General features: G+C 45.7%; 16 protein-coding genes. 12 read left to right on the forward strand and 4 right to left on the reverse strand.

The genetic code is table 11. The features are described from left to right. Positions 1 to 305 precede the first annotated feature (305 nt). The 4 genes from VM640_RS03340 (at position 306) to mobB (ending at position 5,313) form a co-directional block, all read left to right on the forward strand. A complete protein-coding gene (locus tag VM640_RS03340; protein WP_325389913.1) occupies positions 306 to 1,340 on the forward strand; it encodes an LCP family protein in 1,035 nt (344 codons plus the stop codon). Between the two features lie 164 nt (positions 1,341 to 1,504). Further along, on the forward strand, positions 1,505 to 3,526 hold the full coding sequence (locus tag VM640_RS03345) for a FapA family protein (protein ID WP_325389915.1): 2,022 nt from the start codon (positions 1,505 to 1,507) through the stop codon (positions 3,524 to 3,526). A gap of 57 nt (positions 3,527 to 3,583) precedes the next feature. Continuing rightward, the gene (locus VM640_RS03350) at positions 3,584 to 4,798 is read left to right on the forward strand and encodes a molybdopterin molybdotransferase MoeA (protein ID WP_325389917.1); all 1,215 of its coding nucleotides are present in this window, start codon (positions 3,584 to 3,586) and stop codon (positions 4,796 to 4,798) included. Then, on the forward strand, positions 4,798 to 5,313 hold the full coding sequence (gene mobB / locus VM640_RS03355) for a molybdopterin-guanine dinucleotide biosynthesis protein B (RefSeq protein ID WP_325389919.1): 516 nt from the start codon (positions 4,798 to 4,800) through the stop codon (positions 5,311 to 5,313). Before VM640_RS03350 ends, mobB begins: the two co-directional genes overlap by 1 nt. A 290-nt stretch (positions 5,314 to 5,603) precedes the next feature. Here the strand turns inward: mobB and VM640_RS03360 are convergent, their stop codons facing one another. The 3 genes from VM640_RS03360 to VM640_RS03370 all read right to left on the reverse strand — a co-directional run bounded on the left by VM640_RS03360 (position 5,604) and on the right by VM640_RS03370 (position 7,333). Then, a complete protein-coding gene (locus VM640_RS03360; RefSeq protein ID WP_325389921.1) occupies positions 5,604 to 5,777 on the reverse strand; it encodes a hypothetical protein in 174 nt (57 codons plus the stop codon). A 19-nt stretch (positions 5,778 to 5,796) separates the two neighbouring features. Beyond that, positions 5,797 to 6,312, reverse strand: a complete 516-nt coding sequence (locus VM640_RS03365) for a hypothetical protein (RefSeq protein WP_325389923.1) — start codon at positions 6,310 to 6,312, stop codon at positions 5,797 to 5,799. A gap of 103 nt (positions 6,313 to 6,415) precedes the next feature. Continuing rightward, positions 6,416 to 7,333, reverse strand: coding sequence for a Na/Pi cotransporter family protein (locus tag VM640_RS03370; RefSeq protein ID WP_325389925.1), 918 nt, complete (start codon positions 7,331 to 7,333; stop codon positions 6,416 to 6,418). 113 nt (positions 7,334 to 7,446) lie between these two features. Between VM640_RS03370 and VM640_RS03375 the strand changes: the two genes are divergently transcribed. The 5 genes from VM640_RS03375 to VM640_RS03395 all read left to right on the forward strand — a co-directional run bounded on the left by VM640_RS03375 (position 7,447) and on the right by VM640_RS03395 (position 13,232). Further along, a complete protein-coding gene (locus tag VM640_RS03375; protein WP_325389927.1) occupies positions 7,447 to 7,920 on the forward strand; it encodes a GNAT family N-acetyltransferase in 474 nt (157 codons plus the stop codon). A 374-nt stretch (positions 7,921 to 8,294) separates the two neighbouring features. Next, positions 8,295 to 9,782, forward strand: coding sequence for a TldD/PmbA family protein (locus tag VM640_RS03380; protein WP_325389929.1), 1,488 nt, complete (start codon positions 8,295 to 8,297; stop codon positions 9,780 to 9,782). Next, the gene (locus tag VM640_RS03385) at positions 9,779 to 11,098 is read left to right on the forward strand and encodes a metallopeptidase TldD-related protein (protein WP_325389931.1); all 1,320 of its coding nucleotides are present in this window, start codon (positions 9,779 to 9,781) and stop codon (positions 11,096 to 11,098) included. Before VM640_RS03380 ends, VM640_RS03385 begins: the two co-directional genes overlap by 4 nt. Positions 11,099 to 11,779: 681 nt before the next feature. After that, entirely contained in the window at positions 11,780 to 12,541 is a 762-nt protein-coding gene (locus tag VM640_RS03390) for a histidinol-phosphatase HisJ family protein (protein ID WP_325389933.1), read from the forward strand. A 25-nt stretch (positions 12,542 to 12,566) separates the two neighbouring features. Then, a complete protein-coding gene (locus VM640_RS03395) occupies positions 12,567 to 13,232 on the forward strand; it encodes an HD-GYP domain-containing protein (protein WP_325389935.1) in 666 nt (221 codons plus the stop codon). A 194-nt stretch (positions 13,233 to 13,426) separates the two neighbouring features. Here the strand turns inward: VM640_RS03395 and VM640_RS03400 are convergent, their stop codons facing one another. Then, complete coding sequence (locus VM640_RS03400) at positions 13,427 to 13,558, reverse strand: hypothetical protein (RefSeq protein WP_325389937.1); 132 nt, start codon at positions 13,556 to 13,558, stop codon at positions 13,427 to 13,429. A gap of 48 nt (positions 13,559 to 13,606) precedes the next feature. Here VM640_RS03400 and VM640_RS03405 point away from each other — a divergent pair, with 48 nt between their 5' ends. The 3 genes from VM640_RS03405 (at position 13,607) to VM640_RS03415 (ending at position 16,781) form a co-directional block, all read left to right on the forward strand. Then, entirely contained in the window at positions 13,607 to 14,305 is a 699-nt protein-coding gene (locus VM640_RS03405; protein ID WP_325389939.1) for a hypothetical protein, read from the forward strand. A gap of 229 nt (positions 14,306 to 14,534) precedes the next feature. After that, the gene (locus tag VM640_RS03410; protein ID WP_325389941.1) at positions 14,535 to 15,419 is read left to right on the forward strand and encodes an AAA family ATPase; all 885 of its coding nucleotides are present in this window, start codon (positions 14,535 to 14,537) and stop codon (positions 15,417 to 15,419) included. A 9-nt stretch (positions 15,420 to 15,428) separates the two neighbouring features. Next, positions 15,429 to 16,781, forward strand: a complete 1,353-nt coding sequence (locus tag VM640_RS03415; RefSeq protein ID WP_325390057.1) for a vWA domain-containing protein — start codon at positions 15,429 to 15,431, stop codon at positions 16,779 to 16,781. Positions 16,782 to 16,903: the final 122 nt, after the last annotated feature.

Raw genomic sequence — 16,903 nt, forward strand, 5'->3', positions numbered from 1 at the left:
AACGGCTTTCGTTCTCGCTATGCTCGGCGAAAGCCGGGTTTTCTTTATACTAACAGAAAGTATAAGTTTAGGGCAGATAGCATAAGTGCAACCAACGGCTTTCGTTCTCGCTATGCTCGGCGAAAGCCGGGTTTTCTTTATTAAATCCAGATTTTTAGGCTAAACTGGAATTGAGGAGGAAAAGCATGCTACAATATAGAAAAATTAATGCAGATCATCGGGAAATCGATCAAAAAGGTTAAAGGTTTCTGAAGAGTTCGTACGGAGTTGATGATGTGAGAAGAAAAAAAACATTTAGGTTACTGGTGTTATTGATATTAGCGGCCGTTACCGCAGTTTCCGGCTATTTCTTGTATTCCCGGCCATCCTCAATGGATAATTCCCCAACGCTCAAAGGGCCTGAAGGAGTTGATATGACGAATCGGGTGAGCGTTCTGTTAGTGGGAGCCGACCAACGTTCTAATAGTGAAGAAAAGTTTAATACGGATTCCTTAATCCTGGCCAGTATTGATCCGGTGGACAAGCGGATCAGTTTGCTCTCAATTCCGCGCGATACGCGGATTTCCATTTCGAAACACCCTTATATCAAGATTAACTCCGTTGCTTCCCTTAAGGATATGCAAACACTCGAGGAAGTGGTCACAAATTTGACAGGGGTACCACTAGCCGGCTATATCCAAACAAATTTCAGCGGCTTTAAACAAATCATTGATACCCTCGGGGGGATCACAGTCGATGTCGAAAAAGATATGTACTATGAAACTGGAGATGTAACCGACGGATATATTAACCTCAAAAAAGGGATTCAACGTTTAGATGGATCACAAGCGCTTCAGTATGCCCGTTTCAGGTATGATGCTCTAGCCGATATTTCCCGGACGGCGCGCCAACAGGTTGTTTTGAAGGCAGTGGCTAAGGAAATGATGCAAATCTCGACCCTTCCCAAACTTCCTTGGTTAATTCCCCAGCTTAACGAGGCAGTTAATACCAACCTAAGCCTAGGTGATATGTTTAAATTGTCCAAGGCAGCGGTCGGTTTTGAGAAAGCAGATATTGTTTCGCAAACATTACCTGGAAAGTTTTTAGATTTAGAAGGGGTAAGCTATTGGGAGGTAGATCCAAAAGCTGCGAAGAAAGTCGTGAGTAATTTACTGCAAGGAATTACGACCGCTAAAGTCATCGAAGATCAAGAAGTCGATTTGCTGAAACCTGTTGTCACAACGCCTTCCAAGGCATTGCCTAAAGTCCCCGGAAATAATCAGGACCCGAACGGGCAAGAATCGACAGGGTATCAGGAAGTCGAGATAAAGTGGCCCTTGGGCCCAGATGGTGGAGCTTAAGGAAAGAATAAAACAGCGAAAAAAGTAGGAAAAAGTAAGAAAAAGCAAAGAACTAATAATTTGAAGAATTATCTGGAAATTTTACCCCTAAGTTGCTAAAATATAATAATAGAAGGCATCCAAGTTGTCGAAACAACTGAATTATTATAGATGGGGTGTAAAAAATGCGAGAAGAGACGACACGAGGAAAGTCTGTTGAGAATATTAGAATCGAATATGCCCAAAAATGGAAATGCCAACCGGAGGATTTAGAAATAGAGGTACTGGATAAGCCGGGATTCCTTTCACGGCAGTGGAAAGTACGGGTATGTCTGGAATCAGAACAATCAGACCTGATGGCTAAGTCCTTTGCGACGAGTGAAGGGGTAGAAATTGACGAAATCAATGATCTCTCAGATGATTCGAAGGTCCTTGGCCAAGACCAGAAGGATTCGGATATGCAGCCAGTTTGGAACGCAGAAGAAAAGAAATATACGATTAAGTTAGCCCCTTCCGTTCGACAGATTATTCCTTATCCGGAAGCAGGGGCCCTCTATTGGAACGGGGAATTGCAAGTACTGCCTTTCAGCGTGACAGGTGAAGATGAGATCGAGTTTATCCCGAGTGAAAGTTTAGGACTAAGGACTTGGGAACTGGTCATTCGCGAAAACGGCTTAACGGCAATTGCTAAAGTGAAACATGAGAAATCAGGACGCTATGAGTTACCTGAGTTTGTGCAATCTGATGTTCGCTTGAAATGGGAAAATACCGTGCTCTGGAAAGAGACTCCACCTGAGGGCGAGTATTGGGATCAAGAACGCTTGCAGGAAGATATCCAACGGTTGAGTATTGTCCATGGAATTCACCCTGAGGCATGGGCAGAAATACTGTTTATTGAAGGGACAGGCGAAGTTGTTATCGCGAGCGGAACCCTGCCTACAGCTCCAGTGCCAGCTCGTTTCGAAGATTTTGTGGGAGAATGTTCGAAAGGGTATGACGAAAATGAAGAGCGTATTGACTTTTTTGCCACGAAGATAAATTTCATTAAAGAAGGTGCAATTTTAGCCCGAAAAGTTCCGGGAAAGGAAGGAGTACCTGGCAAGGATGTTCTGGGTCAGCCGATTCCTTCAGCACCCGTGAAGGATCTTCAGTTTAAATTAAAAAAGAACGTTAAACTTTCCGAAGATGGTTTGGAGGTTGTTGCTACCTGTGCTGGATTACCCATCCGCGTGGATGAGATAACATATATGGTCGAGAATGTTTATCTTCTTAATCAAGATGTGGATTTGGCGACAGGCAGCATCGAGTTTCCCAGAGATGTTTTCGTCTATGGGAGTGTCCAGGATGGGCTTCATGTTTATTCGGGGGGAAAAGTAGAAATTCAAGGATCGGTCTCAAAAGCGGAAATTCGTGCTGAAAGGGGTCTTAAAATAGCCCATAATGTTTTGGGTGGGCATTTGGTCGTTGGTGCAAGCTATGTCGTTCGTTCCGAATTGTTACGGCGAATGAAAGAATTCTACGAATGTCTAACCCCTTGCCTGATGCAAACGGCGGAACTGATTAATTCTCCTGATGCACAGCGTTTAAAGCCAGGACAATGTTTAAAACTCATTATGGAGCGTAGATATGTTGATCTTCCCAAAATGGCTACCGATTTGGAAAAGTTCGTTTTGGGCACAAAAGATGAGCTTTTGACTCAGGAGATTATCGTGTTGATACGTACTGCCAAACGCTTTTTGGTAGGCTTGGGCCCTCTTGACCCTCAGGCATTGCCTCTTCTGCACAGCGTGAACAAAGCCTTAGAGCAGTTGGTTTTAAATATCTCAATTGAAGTTCCCGAAAAATTAGAGTGCTCAGTTGATTATATTCAAGGAACAAATGTCGAATGTGGGGGGGCGTTTACCTGTTATAAAGGGACTTATAACTCAACAATTCAGGCGGGTGGAGATGTTAAAATCGAGGGAGTCTGTCGTGGAGGAAAGGTCATAGCAGGTGGAAATGTCGAAATCCGTGAATTAGGGGGATCGGGAGTAAGTACCACTGTGGTCTATTTGCCGGGAACGAAGCGGCTAAAGGTTGCGAAGTGCCATCCCAATGTTCTGATCTATATGGACAAAGAAATTATTCATATCGAAGAAGCCTATCGTTCACTGGAGATCTATCGGGAAAAAGGAATTGTCCAGGTTGAACGGTTGAAGGCGATCTAGCAAATAATTAAAAGTACAAATTTTAAACGTTGCAAAATTAGGGGAAGGAATAGACGTATGGAAACAATGATTTCGTTAGAACGAGCCTGGGAACTCGTTTCACAAAAAATCCATCCGATGGCGACCGAAAAAGTTCATCTGAGTGAGGCGTATCACCGTATTTTAGCAGTATCGGTTACCTCTCCCATCGCAATGCCTCCCTTTGATCGATCTCCGCTTGATGGTTATGCTTATGTGGCGAGTAAGGCAGATCCTACGCCTCTGCCGTTGCGCGAGGTTAGCGAAATTCCCGCAGGGACGTACCCAGTTCGGGAATTAGGTCAGGGAGAGTGTGCGAAGATCTTTACCGGAGCACCGATTCCAGTGGGTGCAAATTGTGTGGTAAGGATGGAAGATACGGAGTCGCACGACGATCAAGTTCTGATTCATCGCCCAGTTTCAGCGGGGGCGAATATTGTTCACCAAGGCGAGGAAATCCAAAAAGGGGAAATCGTCTTAATTTCCGGAACCGTACTTAACCCTCCATCTGTTGGGTTGTTAGCAGCATTAGGGGTGGAAGAGGTAACCGTTTATCGGCGGCCGCGCATCGGGTTGCTTTCCACGGGTTCGGAATTAATGGAAGTGGGGCAAGCGCTGCAGCCAGGAAAGATTTATAACAGTAACACTTATACATTACGGGGACTTTTAATGGAGGTGGGCTGCGACGTGAAAGTAGCTTCCTTCGTTCCAGATCGTCTTCCGGAAACGATCGCGACTCTGAAATCTTTGCAGGATATGGATGCAGTGGTGACAACAGGTGGTGCTTCAGCAGGTGATTATGACTTGATTCGTGAAGCGCTAATAGGAATCGACTGTGAACTGCTCTTCTGGAAAGTAAATTTCAAACCCGGAACTCCGGTAGCAGTGGGCATAAAGGGTAACCAGCTTTATTTTTCGCTTTCCGGAAATCCAGCGGCGGCGATGATTACCTACGAACTTCTCGTTCGTCCTGCGCTAAAAAAGATGTCAGGACGAAGAGATGAGGAAGAGGTTTTCCCTGTCAAGATGGCAGGAAGCTTCGGTAAATCTGGGAAACAACGACGCTTTTTACGTGCGCGCGCGGTTTTCCGTGAGGGAGAAATCTGGGCCGATCCGAATTATGCGCAAGGCTCGGGGGTTTTACGTTCGATGATTGGGAGTAATCTATTGGTGGATGTTCCAGGCGGACATGGACCCGTTCAAGAAGGGGAAACTTTATGCGCACACTGGATTCTTTCAGAAGGAGAACTTTGATGAACTCAGGTGAGAACTCAACTCAAACCCCGATCGTCTCGATCGTCGCGCGTCATTCGAACTCTGGTAAAACAACGTTGCTCGAAAAACTCGTGCGTGAAGCCAAGAGCCGAGGTTGGCGAGTCGCGGTTGTTAAACATGATGCCCATGAGTTTGAGATCGATAAGCCCGGAAAGGACTCCTGGCGTTTCACCCAAGCGGGAGCAGATGTAGTCGCCATTTCTTCTCCCCATAAGATGGCTATTTTGGAATCAGGCGAGTTAGAACGGACTCTTGATGAAGTGCTGGAACGGCTTCCAGATGTCGACCTTATTTTCACGGAAGGATATAAACACGGAAATAAACCCAAAATCGAGGTTTTTCGTTCTGAGGTCCATCGAGAGCTTTTTTACAAGCCGGAAGAGCTGATCGCTATAGTCAGCGATGTTAGGTTCGAGGTGGGGGTACCCTGCTTCGATCTCGAGGATGCAGTCGGTATCTGCGATTTTTTGGCGGAAAAGTATCAGTTGCTTTAATCTACCCTTTACAAGCAGCGTTACTTTACAGACGTTCGGACGTACGCTTGCAGACCAAGCTAAAGCATAACTGCTAATTAGAGTTGCTGCTACGCCTTCCATGGCGTTAATCTGCACTAGGCACGTCCACGTCCACGTTCAATGTTTGGCGAGATATCCATTCCCATCCCGTTGCCACATTGTCCCTGCGTATGTTTTCTGTCTTGTTTTCGCATGAGGATTATGAATGCTTTTTTGTCTGCTGAAATGATAAAAGACCCCTTGGTAGAGGTCTTCAATTTAATTTTGATTTATTTAATTATGGTTTTTCCATTAACGGTTTTAACACTTAGATTATTTTTAATTTCTTTAAAATATATATCCCTTTTAACTATAGTTTCTCTCTTAGGATTATTTAATTTATTATCAAACGATTTTGCTGTCTTACCACTCAAAATTATTTGATTGTTTTCATATCTAATCATAAGAAATCACACCTTTCAATCAAACTTCAAAATAATCTTCTACTACTTCATTGTCGCGAAAATCAATAATCATTTTAACAGTTGAGTCTTCTAAGACTATATTATCATCATCTTCAAGAAAATCAAAGCCCCTGTCCTTGTACCATTGTATTTTTGATGTAATTGCATCAATCAATAAACATCTGCATCCAATAAAGTCCGATATATTTTTAGAATTTCCTACAACATAGTTAAGAACTTTTGTGCCAATACCCATATTTTGATAATTATTATCTGTACATATATATTTCAAACAAATACACGGATATAAAATATTACTTTCTTCAATTTTTATTTCTTTAAACTGCATTGAAAAGTATCCTACTATTTTTCTATCTAACCTAATAAGTTTTGTATTGGCTAGTTTCATTATATGTTCATAATATGCGTCACCATCCAATAAATACTTATTTATTGAAGGGACTCCACAATCTAAATTCTTGAAACTCTCATTTTCATTAATTCCCACTAATTCTAATTCTAAATCTGAAGACATAAGTTCTCCTCCGATCTATTCAAACAATTTCGACAAAAGAGTGGAGAACCCTTCAGAATATGGAAATATTTATATTCAACTGCTTAAAAGGGACTACCATTCGTTACTTTAATACCCGCGTTAAAAACCGCGTAGCCCAGGGCAGAAACGGGAAAGCAACGAGGGAAGAGATCAGGTTGAAGAGAGTATGCGCATTGGCTACTTGGCGGCTGAGACTACCTCCAAGTCCTTCTAGGAGGTAGGCCAGCGGAGTAAGAAAGGGCAGAAAGAGGAGAACCCCAAATACGTTTAGTAAGATGTGAAAGACGGCCACGCGCTGGGCAGCCCGGTTTGTAGCGAGGGACGCGAGAATAGTGGTAAAACAGGTTCCAATATTGGCTCCGAAAATAAAGGCGAGGGCAGTGGGCAGGGTCAGATATCCTCCTTCCGCAAGAAGCATTACGAGACCGGTTGTAGCTGTAGAGGAGTGCAGTAGTGCGGAGAGTAAAGTTCCTGCAAGTATCCCTTGGAGATAATGATCCCCAAGCTGTTGCAAGAACTGCTGAACGACTGGGACTTCGGCTAAAGGGGCCATTCCGGTTTCTAATAAATAAAGGGCAAGAAACAATAACCCGAGTCCGAAGACGGAAAGGGCCAGGTAACGGTAACGATTGGGGATAAAGAGAAATCCGAGCGCTCCGAGGAGTAAAATATAGGGAATGAAGGAATCCAGAGAAAAGGCGAGGAGCTGAGTGGTCATCGTGGTTCCGATATTACTCCCAAGGATGAGGCTGAGCGTATTTTCAAAGGGAATCAGACCGGCATCAACAAAGGAAATAGTCATCACGGTAAGGGCAGTGCTAGATTGAAGCAGTGCCGTCGCTGCAGTGCCACTCCAGAGGCCACGCCACGGTGTAATAGTCATTTCACGAAGTACACGTTTAAAGGCATCCGCAGCGAAACGCTCAAGTCCGAGACGGAGAATCGACATACCATAAAGCAAGCAAAAGAGCCCGAGAAGCATCGAGAGGAGGAGCGACATATTGTATCCTCCTTTACCTATAGGAGACTAATTTTATATATGAATTATTTTCACCCTGCAGAACAGGCGCAACTGCGTTAACTCGTGCGTACATTATCCCAAGGGGTGATTTTATGCGGGTTCGCCAGGGAAACGTTCAGGATTGGCCTTTTATGTATGCTTTAGGAAAAGATGTGATACCTGCTAGCATTTCACCATGGCGCAAACAGCCCATGGAGGACACGCTCAAATACCGGGAGAAGATCTTAAAAGGGTTCTGGACGTGGATTCAGCAGACAGATTCGAGGGTGTTTATTGCCGAAACTGAAAAAGGGGAACCCATGGGGTATCTGGTTCTTTATCCGTCCTCGCGCGAAGAATTAACCGGGGTTTTGCAAACCTGGATTATGGATTTCGCGGTTTTACCCAAATATCGACGCCAGGGAGTTGGACGAACTCTGATGGAATCAGCAGAACAATATTCCCGGGAACAGGGGATTCCTTATTTAGGCTTGGCTGTGAGCAGTCATAATCTTCATGCTCTCCAGCTTTATGAAATGCTTGGCTTTGCCGAGGAACGGAAGTTGATGGTGAAAGTCTTAGACTAATGAAATATAGAAATAAAGAAAGTCAAAGACCCTAGAATTAGCTGGTCTTTGACTTTCTTTTTACTAACAGAAAGTATAAGTTTTGGGCAGATAGCATAAGTGCAACTAAGGCTTCCGCCTACGCCAGAGGCTTGGCGCAAGCCAAGTTTTCTTTAATAAGTGGGTAAAAAAAGGCTTGCGACAGAAGTATATAATACTTGTCGCAAGTGAAGTAAAAGAGAGGAGTGGGGATAAAAAATTGGAAAACGTGAGACTATTTAGATTGTGTCCGAAGGGCAACTAAAATATACATTCATTTTCCAGGGAATTATTTTAATGAGCCAAGCGTGGTATAATACAATACAAATAATTAAGTCGAAAAATGGAGGAAAAACGTGAATCAAAACGAACTTCGAGAACTGGTAGATCAACTCTTTAAAGAAAGTCAGAATGAATACTGTATCGTACGCTTAGAATCCAGAAGAGAATGGGGAATGCGCTTGAGCAATGGACGGTTCGAACGGGTTTCGAGCGGTTGGGATAGCGGAATAGGGGTTCAGGCTTTTACACAAGAGGGAGCGTCAGGTTTTGCTTCTGCCGATGTTCTAAGCCTCGAAGTCGGGCGACAGGTAATGCAAAGAGCGACTTCCTTGGCCGAACGCAACGCTCAGATCGGGGCGGAGTGTAATCGGGAGATTCTCAAGGCCCCTCGGATTGAGGAAGATGCTGAGGATCCGCGGGTTTTCCCTTTTGAACATTTTTCCCTGGCTGAACTTCAAACGAAAGTTTTAGGCCTGCACCAAAGGTTATTGGAGCGTAATCCGAAAATCTCTTGGCAGACCAGTTACCGTCAAGTTGAAGATCTCTGGTGTATCGGACGTTCAGATGGAACCCGGGTGTCTTTTGTAATTCCACGCGCTTTGCTCATGCACCAAGGAACCGTCCGCGAAAACGAGCGTGCTCAAAGTACGTTGGTTCAAAGGAGCGGCGTAGATGTGGGAATTTTGCAACTGGAGCAAGAAGATGCCTTCTTAGAAACTAAAGCCCTTGAGCGCGCTGAATTCGCTAAAGCTGTTTGTCGAGCTCCCCAGCTTCCTTCCGGGCATTATCCGTTAGTCATTGATTATGGTTTAGCAAAGGGGTTAGCGCATGAAGCCTTCGGGCATGCGGTCGAATCCGACCATATGAAGGAATCCGTGCTGGGGGAAAAGGGTAAATTGAAAAAGGGGCTCAAGGTGGCGCGATCTGGTGTCCAGATTATTGATGGTCCGCTCGTGGGCGACTGGGCGTATCAACCGTATTCCGCGAATGGGCTGAAACGAGAAACGGTCCAGATTGTCAAAGATGGAGTATTATTAGCAGGCCTTGGTGATATATTTTCGGCTGAGGAGGCTGGAATGGAAGTGACAGGAGCGGGTCGGGCGGAAAGCTATGGCTATATCCCCCTTCCTCGGATGACGAATATTCGCCTGATCGTCGATCAGGCGATCCCGATCCCTCAAGCGCCGAGTCTGAGGGAAGAGATTCGGCAAGTCCGAGAGGTTCTTAAAGAAAAGGGAGAACTGAGAGAAGAGGGTAAACATCTTTTGCTGCTGGGCTACCGGGGTGGTCAGGTCAATCCCAAGACGGGGGATTTCGTTTTTCAGTGTGATGGGATGATTGATCTTGCCGATCCGAATTTACCGGTTTATCAACCCAGTATTTTTAGCGGGAAAATCCTTTCAGCCTTGCAAGCGATTCGCGCTGGTCTCGGACAAGGGTGTTATGATGCCATAGGAACTTGCGGAAAATCAGGACAAGCGGTTCCTTCTAGTGGTGGAAGCCATCGTTATCTTCTGCTTGAGCAAGATGAACAGGTTAGTTTAGGGGGAGAACAAGGATGAAACTTATAGCCCATCTCGAAGAACTTTTGTATAAAGCACAAACTTCCCCAGTCCAGCTGAAGCTTAAGGTTCGTGACTGGCGGATTGTGGTTCACGAAACGCAACTTACCTCGTTAGGGATCAAAGATAGTGCTCCTGGTAGTGTTTACACACCTCCCAGTTATCATCAAGGGGAAAGTGGAGAGGTGGTTATTATTTGGGAGGATGGTCGCTTAAGCCGAGCTAACGTTCAGGCTGTTTCAGGAAAGAACGCTCAATCAGGGCAAGAGCAGTTGCAAGAATGGTATCAGGCTGCTTATGAAGACCCAGACGGCCGTGAGATTCCGGCTCCCGAAGCGATCCCTTTGGTTGCGGTAGAAGATCGAGCAGTCCAGAAAATTCTCGCCGGTGAGGATGAGATCCTTTTTGAACAATTGAGCCGTTTACTGAAAGATCGACCGGAACAAGCGGAAATGCAGGCAAGCATCCAAGCCGCTTGGGGTTATCGTCATGTCCGCAATTCTAAGGGCCTGGCGGTCTCCTATCAGGAATCTCAATATGCGCTCTCCTATTCCTTTGATAGTTTAGTGGGGGGAGGGTTCGCGAAGAGGCGCTTGATTAGTGAGGAAGAGTGGGTAAAAACTTGGCAACAGACGCTGGCCTATTATCAGGCGATGCAGCAGGAGGGGGCACCTATTGGGCCTCAGACCACAGTAGTCTTTTCGCCAGGAGTAGTGGACTCTTTTTTAGGGCAATTTATTGTTCCTAATTTCGTGGGGCAAAGCATTCTAGAAGGACAAAGCGCTTATCGAGTCGAACATTTTGAAAAGCAGGAACAGGTTTTTAATGAAGGCTTGACGCTTGTGGTTGACCCACTTCGTCCCTTCGAACTAGGCTCTTATCTCGTTACCTCTGAGGGAATAGCTGCCGAACGCACTATTCTTGTTCAGAAGGGTGTCCTGAAAACTCCCTTTTTACGGGTCAAGGATGCTCATCGTTGGGGCGGAAAACCCACGGCACTTCCCCAAGGGACTTCAGGGCTTTACCTCAAGCATGATCAGGAAGGTTCTTGGCCGGAAGTTCTTGTAGGAATTGAAGATGGAATTTTGATTCTTTCGGTGCTGGGAATGCATACGCAAAATAGTACTGCCGGAGAATATTCCTTAAGTGCCCCGCAAAGTTTAAGAATTCATAACGGGAAAATCGTTGGCAAAACCGATGTAAAGTTGTCGGGAAACTTCTTTAAAGACTTGAAATCCCCCGATACGCGGTTCACAAAGTCTGAACTTGAAACAAAGCCGTATCTCCTCGTGAAAACGGGCTTACAGACGCTGTAAACCCTCTAAAGGAATTTTTCTTTAGGGTAGACCTTCATGCCGGAGCATAGCACCATCAGAGGATGAAAAAGTTGGGGTCGTGTAGCTTCTCCCCTTCGAGGATAAGTCGACTAGGGCTAGAGTTTCGTACCTCAACTCTAGCCAGTCTCCTATATCATACATCCATTCACTTAGCGCTCCAGGGCTGGCACACTCGCTTCCGAGGGAGCTTAGCCGAACCCTTCTGCTTACTGCATGTGAACCTGCGGCACGCTAACCCACGGAAGCGTCGTGCGCCATAGCGCCCCTCCGCAAATCGTTCATTCCTGTGCGAGAAGCTACGTTATCAGGACTCTTGAGATGTAACATTATGAAAGCCACAAAGACAGGCGAAACGAATTGCTGAGCGAAGACTTAAAGCTGAGGGGCGTAGTGAACGCAGGCAGTGGAGCGTGAAGCCGAGCTGTGGACTTGTCCATGGATGGACTGATGCCGCGGGCGCATGGACGCGCAGGAGCGGCGTACCTCTTTTAGCACCCCGAGGTTTAGCGAGGTAGCGGAGTCGCCAAGTGAATAGCCCCGGCGCCATGATGAGCGGGCAAAGCGTTTCGCCGACACCCGAGTAGACCTAAAAAGCATAGCTTGGTGAGACCTTTCTTGGCCTTTTTACGGTAGAGAGAAATTGAGAGGGAGAGGTGGAAAATGTTAGACTTACATACGCATTTAATTGGACATCAGGACAGGCCCGCTAATCGGGAAAATATTCAAGACTATTTAGAGGCGGCTCGACGTGCAGGACTGCAGGAGATCGGCTTTTCAGATCATGACATGTATCTCGAGGATCTGAATCTGCCGTTAATCCGCGAGGTTGCCGAAGAATACCCCGACCTAAAGGTCCGAGTGGGCTTGGAGGTTGATTACCGCGCTGAAGATGAAGCGAAAATTCAGACCCTTTTACAGACGTTTCCCTTTGACTACGTTATTGGATCAGTCCATGAAATCAAGAACTGGTTATTTGATTATCCGGATCAGGCGCCCAAACACCGTGAAGTAGATCCTGATCAACTCTACCTCGAGTATTTTTCGCTTGTCGAAAAAGCAGCACGTAGTCAACTTTTTACGACGATCGGCCATTTTGATTTGATTAAGATTTTTGGGGTGAGACCGCGCACGGATGTCCGTGAATTAGCAGCTAACGCGCTTCAAGCCATCGTAGAAAATGGTTTAGTGGCTGAGCTGAATACGGCGGGACGGTATAAACCTGTCGGAGAATTTTATCCTGAACGGAAATTGATTCAGGAAATGGTCAATCGGGGAATTGAGTTTACTTTAGGTTCCGATGCCCATGAGGCTCAGTATGTCGGACGAGATTTAAGTGAAGCAACTCACTTACTTCAAGCTTGTGGCGTAAAACGACTGATCCGATTTGAACAGAAAAAGCGACTCACTCTTCCTTTGAGTTAAGCGTGAGGAGAGGGGCTGAACGAAGATGTATGGCAAGGAGATCGAGCAATTACTAAGAGATTTGGCCTGGATCGATGACGTTACTTATTATCATTGTTTAAAGGTTACCTATCTTATGTCATGTTTTGCGGATACCCCTTCAGGTAAACTTTTGATTAAACAAGCCTGGGTTACCCGAAATGAATGGGTAGCGTCTGGGTTACTCCATGATATTGGCAAGATACGTTGGCCACGGGAAATCCTTTTTGCTACTGAACAATTAAAGGATATGGAAAATGAGAAATTGCTGGAATTTTGGCGCTGCGAAATTGAACATCCGCTGGCTTCGGAAAAAGTGATTCTTGATTTTTATCACCAAACAGGGAATCGATTCTGGGAAAGAATCGCTAAAGGCGTTGCTGCCCATCACGAAAACTACTTGGGTGGGGGCTATCCGTATAAGCTGAGCGGAACGGATATTCCTTTGTTGGCCCGTGGAATCCGGATCTTTGACAGGTACACAACCTTGACTGAAGTAAAGCGTTACCGGATGCAGGCTAAGGATCAGGAGAGTGCCTTGAAAGAAATTCGCGGGCTACTGGGTTACGAATTTGATCCTTACTGGGGAGAGCGGATTCTTGACTTTCTGCCTCAGGTTGAGTTAATCTCTGATCTGGATGCATGGTTAACTGAAGAAATAAGGAAGTTTTAAGGGCCAGAGGGTACCTTTTTTATACTAACAGAAAGTATAAGTCTGGGGGCAGATAGCATAAGTGCAACTAAGGCTTCCGCCTACGCCAGAGGCTTGGCGCAAGCCAAGTTTTCTTTATACTAACAGAAAGTATAAATTTTTGGCAGATAGCATAAGCGCAACCAGCGGTTTTCGCTTTCCTACGATGCACGTAGTTAAGTCCGGCAGGATAAGGCGACTAAGGCCATCGCTTTGGCTCTGGCCAAGTCTTCTTTATCGCAAAGCTCGGCGAAAGCCGGGTTTTCTTTATCCTCCACCGAGCATAGAAAATCAATATTCTGGCACACTAAAGAAGAATTTGTGAATTTTCTATGCTCAGGAAAGAAGGAAGCCATATGCCTTGGATGGAACTTAGTTTGGATCCTCAAGATGACTGGAATGAGGTGGGTTTGCAAGATTGGTCAGAGGCCCTAGCAACTTTTCTCACGGAAAAGGGTAAAGAGGCCAAGCCCAGATTACAGCCTTTGCCAGGGTATCATACGGTTGCTTTGGGAGAAAATGAGGAGCTGGGTGAACTCGTAATTAGCTCAGCGGAACGTCTCGTGGTTCTGTTTGGGTTATCCTATGAGAGTCAAAGGGAAAAGGAGCTTGCTCATTATGTGGCTCACTTAGCGCGGCAGACGGGAGCTGTAGCTTTGCGTGCACCGATCCTGACATCAACAGAAAAGACGTTTTGGCAACGGATGGGGGCAGAACTTCAACCGGATCCAACACATCTTAAGGAGAAGATCCAAAGTGCGAAAGTGGGGGTCAAACCCTTATATCAGTACAGTTTGCAGGTGACTTATAAAGAAAGACCTGTACTTTGTCTAGAACCGATCTTTTGTACCGCACGGTCAGAAGGGGTGGTGAGCTTAGCCCAACGTCGCACGGAAAAACGGATAGGGGGACAACCCATTGGGTTTGCCAGCCGGATTTCTGCCCATTGTCCATGGAAGTTGGAACGATCCCAGTGGGATGACTTTTTGGCCTTTAGCCGTTTAGCGTCCTTCGAAGTGCTTGAGCAATGCATCAATATTTCAGAATTTTCATAAGACTTATTTCGTGGTATGATACCGCTATAAAGAAAACTTACTTCAGATGGAGTTTTGATTTCATCTGAAGTCCAGTTGCACTTATCCCCTACGAGGATAAGAATTGGCACCAAATCATAGATTTAGACAATTCTATACCCAGGGACTTAGCGCCACTTATCTCCCGCTTAAGAAGCAGGAGTCTAGTGGCGGTTAGTCATCGGGTATAGAGAAGTGGGGAGGGGTAGGTATGAAAATCGATATGACTCTGGATGAGTTCGAAAAAGCTCTGTCAGAAATAGGGTATATTACGGAGAAAAAAGACCGGATCGCGCTCACAGCTTATCTTGCAATCCAATTGGAAAAGCCGATTTTAGTTGTAGGGCCTCCTGGGGTAGGCAAGACAGAGATAGCTAAGGCATTATGCCAAGTGATGGCTGCCCCATTGATCCGGTTACAGTGTTATGAGGGCTTAGATGAAAATAAGGCGCTTTATGAATGGAATTACCAAAGGCAACTTTTAAAGATTCAAATGCAGAAGGAGAATCTACAGGAGGAAGATTTATTTTCTCCTGAATATCTACTTCCACGTCCTCTACTACAAGGACTGATGAGTCCAGAAGCTTCGGTATTGTTAATTGATGAAATTGATAAGACCGATGGTGAGTTTGAGGCGTTTTTACTGGAGATACTTGGTGAGTTTCAAGTGACGATCCCGGAGATGGGGACAATAAAAGCACAGGAACGGCCCTTAGTCATCTTAACCTCGAATGGGGAACGAGAGCTTTCTGACGGGTTGAAAAGGCGTTGTGTTTTTCTCCATGTCGATCCCCCTTCAGTGGAGAAAGAGGTCAAGATCTTGAGAGCCAAACTTCCAGGACTACCTGATAAACTAGCCTATCAAGTGGCCAAATCCGTGGGCGTGCTCCGGGAAAAATTGACCCTTCAGAAGATGCCTTCTGTCTCAGAAACATTAGATTGGGCGAAGGCGCTGTTAGTTATGGGCAAAGCAGAGTTGGATCCGGCTTGGATTGAGTCGACGCTCAGTCTTCTCATCAAAAGCCAGGAGGATTTAGAACTTTTCTATCAAGAAATGGGCGCTGAACGTTTACTTTGGGAAGCGAAAGCGTTATAGGTGATCGTGATGGGTGAGCATGTGATAAAGGAACGTAGCGAACTAGACCGACATCTTCTCGAATTCGCTCGCTTGCTTCGGGAAGGTGGAGTCCCTGTAAGTATGACGGAAGTCCAAGATGCATTGCAATCCTTGCTGAAGCTTGGACTAGAGGATAAAGAACGGACTGAGGGAATCCTCCAAGCAACTCTGGTAAAATCTCCGCAAAATATCCCCTGGTTTAATGAAGCCTTCCGAGCTTTTTTTGCTCCACCAGAGCAGCAGGCGAATTGGCAAAACGAAGCGCGGGAAAAGGCAGACAATGTTCATAAGGGGCTCTCTAAGAGTCGCAAAGAGCTGAGCTTCCAAGGGGAGGAACTGAATTTAACCGAGGAACAACGGATGGTTTATTTGCAGCTTCCGGAAGCGGAAAAGGAACGGATTAAAGATTTTTTGACTCGTTCTGAGCAAGGAATCCGTAATGGAATCCCGGTGGATCATTCCTTTCAGCCAATGGTCGAACGGGTGCTTAGAGGATCTCTCGAGTATTGGCGGCATAAACTTGGAGAGGAGTCTGAGTTTCCGTTATCTCCGCCTGGAGAAGGGGGACTTCTCTCTGAAGTCGAACGGGCCTGCCGTGAACAAGAAATTCAATATTTTACGCGAGATCTTAAGAATATTACGCCTGAAGAATGGCCACAGGTGATGCAGTTGATTCAGCAGCTTTCCCAACGACTCGCCGCCCAGGCTTCGCGGAGGTATCAAGCGCGGGGCAAGAGAGGCGGAATTGATATGCGTCATACCCTGCGGGAAAATCTCCGGTTCGGTGGAGTGTTGCTTGAACGCCGTTTTCGCGTTAAGCGGAGGAGCCGTCCGAAATTCGTTTTGCTTTGTGATTTGTCGGGTTCGATGATGAAGTATACGGAATTTATCTTGCAATTTATCTATGGCTTATCTTCCGCCGTGAACGGGATTGAAACCTATGCCTTTGCTGATCGCTTGCTCGAACTGACAGGAAAGGTTCGGTCCGGACATTCCCTCCAGGCAATGCTTCAGGCTGCATTGCCAGAAGCAAGTAAAGAATGGGGTGGAGGGACGAATCTCGCTGTTTCTTTAGAAGAACTCGCGAAGAAATATGCGAAGTCCTTTTCGCGCAATACCGTTTTGATTATTCTGAGTGATACCCAGACTCTTGAAGGGGAGAGGGCAGCCGGACTTCTCAAGAATATCCGCAGAAAAGTTCGTGAGATTCTTTGGTTGAACACCCTTCCCGAAAAGCGTTGGCCTGAAACGAAGACGGTGGAGTATTTCCGGCCTTACTGTCAAATGTTTGAGTGCTATACCTTAGGACATTTGCAAAATATCCTGAGCTCAAGATTTTAAATGTTAATGAAGAAGATCAATTTGGGTTTAGTGAAGGCCTTTATTGAACATACTAGGAGTATCAGGTAATAGTACATAAGCTCACAACCTAGGAGGTAATACTGGTGTTAGAAAAATGTCGA

The organism is Desulfitobacterium sp., assembly GCF_035539115.1.
GTDB lineage: Bacteria > Bacillota > Desulfitobacteriia > Desulfitobacteriales > Desulfitobacteriaceae > Desulfitobacterium_A.

Excerpts from the sequence above, each read along its gene's own strand:
- VM640_RS03345 (WP_325389915.1), top strand. The coding sequence starts at position 1,505 with ATGCGAGAAGAGACGACACGAGGAAAGTCTGTTGAGAATATTAGAATC.
- VM640_RS03350 (WP_325389917.1), top strand. The coding sequence starts at position 3,584 with ATGGAAACAATGATTTCGTTAGAACGAGCCTGGGAACTCGTTTCACAA.
- mobB (WP_325389919.1), top strand. The coding sequence starts at position 4,798 with ATGAACTCAGGTGAGAACTCAACTCAAACCCCGATCGTCTCGATCGTC.
- VM640_RS03360 (WP_325389921.1), bottom strand. The coding sequence starts at position 5,777 with ATGATTAGATATGAAAACAATCAAATAATTTTGAGTGGTAAGACAGCA.
- VM640_RS03365 (WP_325389923.1), bottom strand. The coding sequence starts at position 6,312 with ATGTCTTCAGATTTAGAATTAGAATTAGTGGGAATTAATGAAAATGAG.
- VM640_RS03370 (WP_325389925.1), bottom strand. The coding sequence starts at position 7,333 with ATGTCGCTCCTCCTCTCGATGCTTCTCGGGCTCTTTTGCTTGCTTTAT.
- VM640_RS03375 (WP_325389927.1), top strand. The coding sequence starts at position 7,447 with ATGCGGGTTCGCCAGGGAAACGTTCAGGATTGGCCTTTTATGTATGCT.
- VM640_RS03385 (WP_325389931.1), top strand. The coding sequence starts at position 9,779 with ATGAAACTTATAGCCCATCTCGAAGAACTTTTGTATAAAGCACAAACT.
- VM640_RS03390 (WP_325389933.1), top strand. The coding sequence starts at position 11,780 with ATGTTAGACTTACATACGCATTTAATTGGACATCAGGACAGGCCCGCT.
- VM640_RS03395 (WP_325389935.1), top strand. The coding sequence starts at position 12,567 with ATGTATGGCAAGGAGATCGAGCAATTACTAAGAGATTTGGCCTGGATC.
- VM640_RS03405 (WP_325389939.1), top strand. The coding sequence starts at position 13,607 with ATGCCTTGGATGGAACTTAGTTTGGATCCTCAAGATGACTGGAATGAG.
- VM640_RS03410 (WP_325389941.1), top strand. The coding sequence starts at position 14,535 with ATGAAAATCGATATGACTCTGGATGAGTTCGAAAAAGCTCTGTCAGAA.
- VM640_RS03415 (WP_325390057.1), top strand. The coding sequence starts at position 15,429 with ATGGGTGAGCATGTGATAAAGGAACGTAGCGAACTAGACCGACATCTT.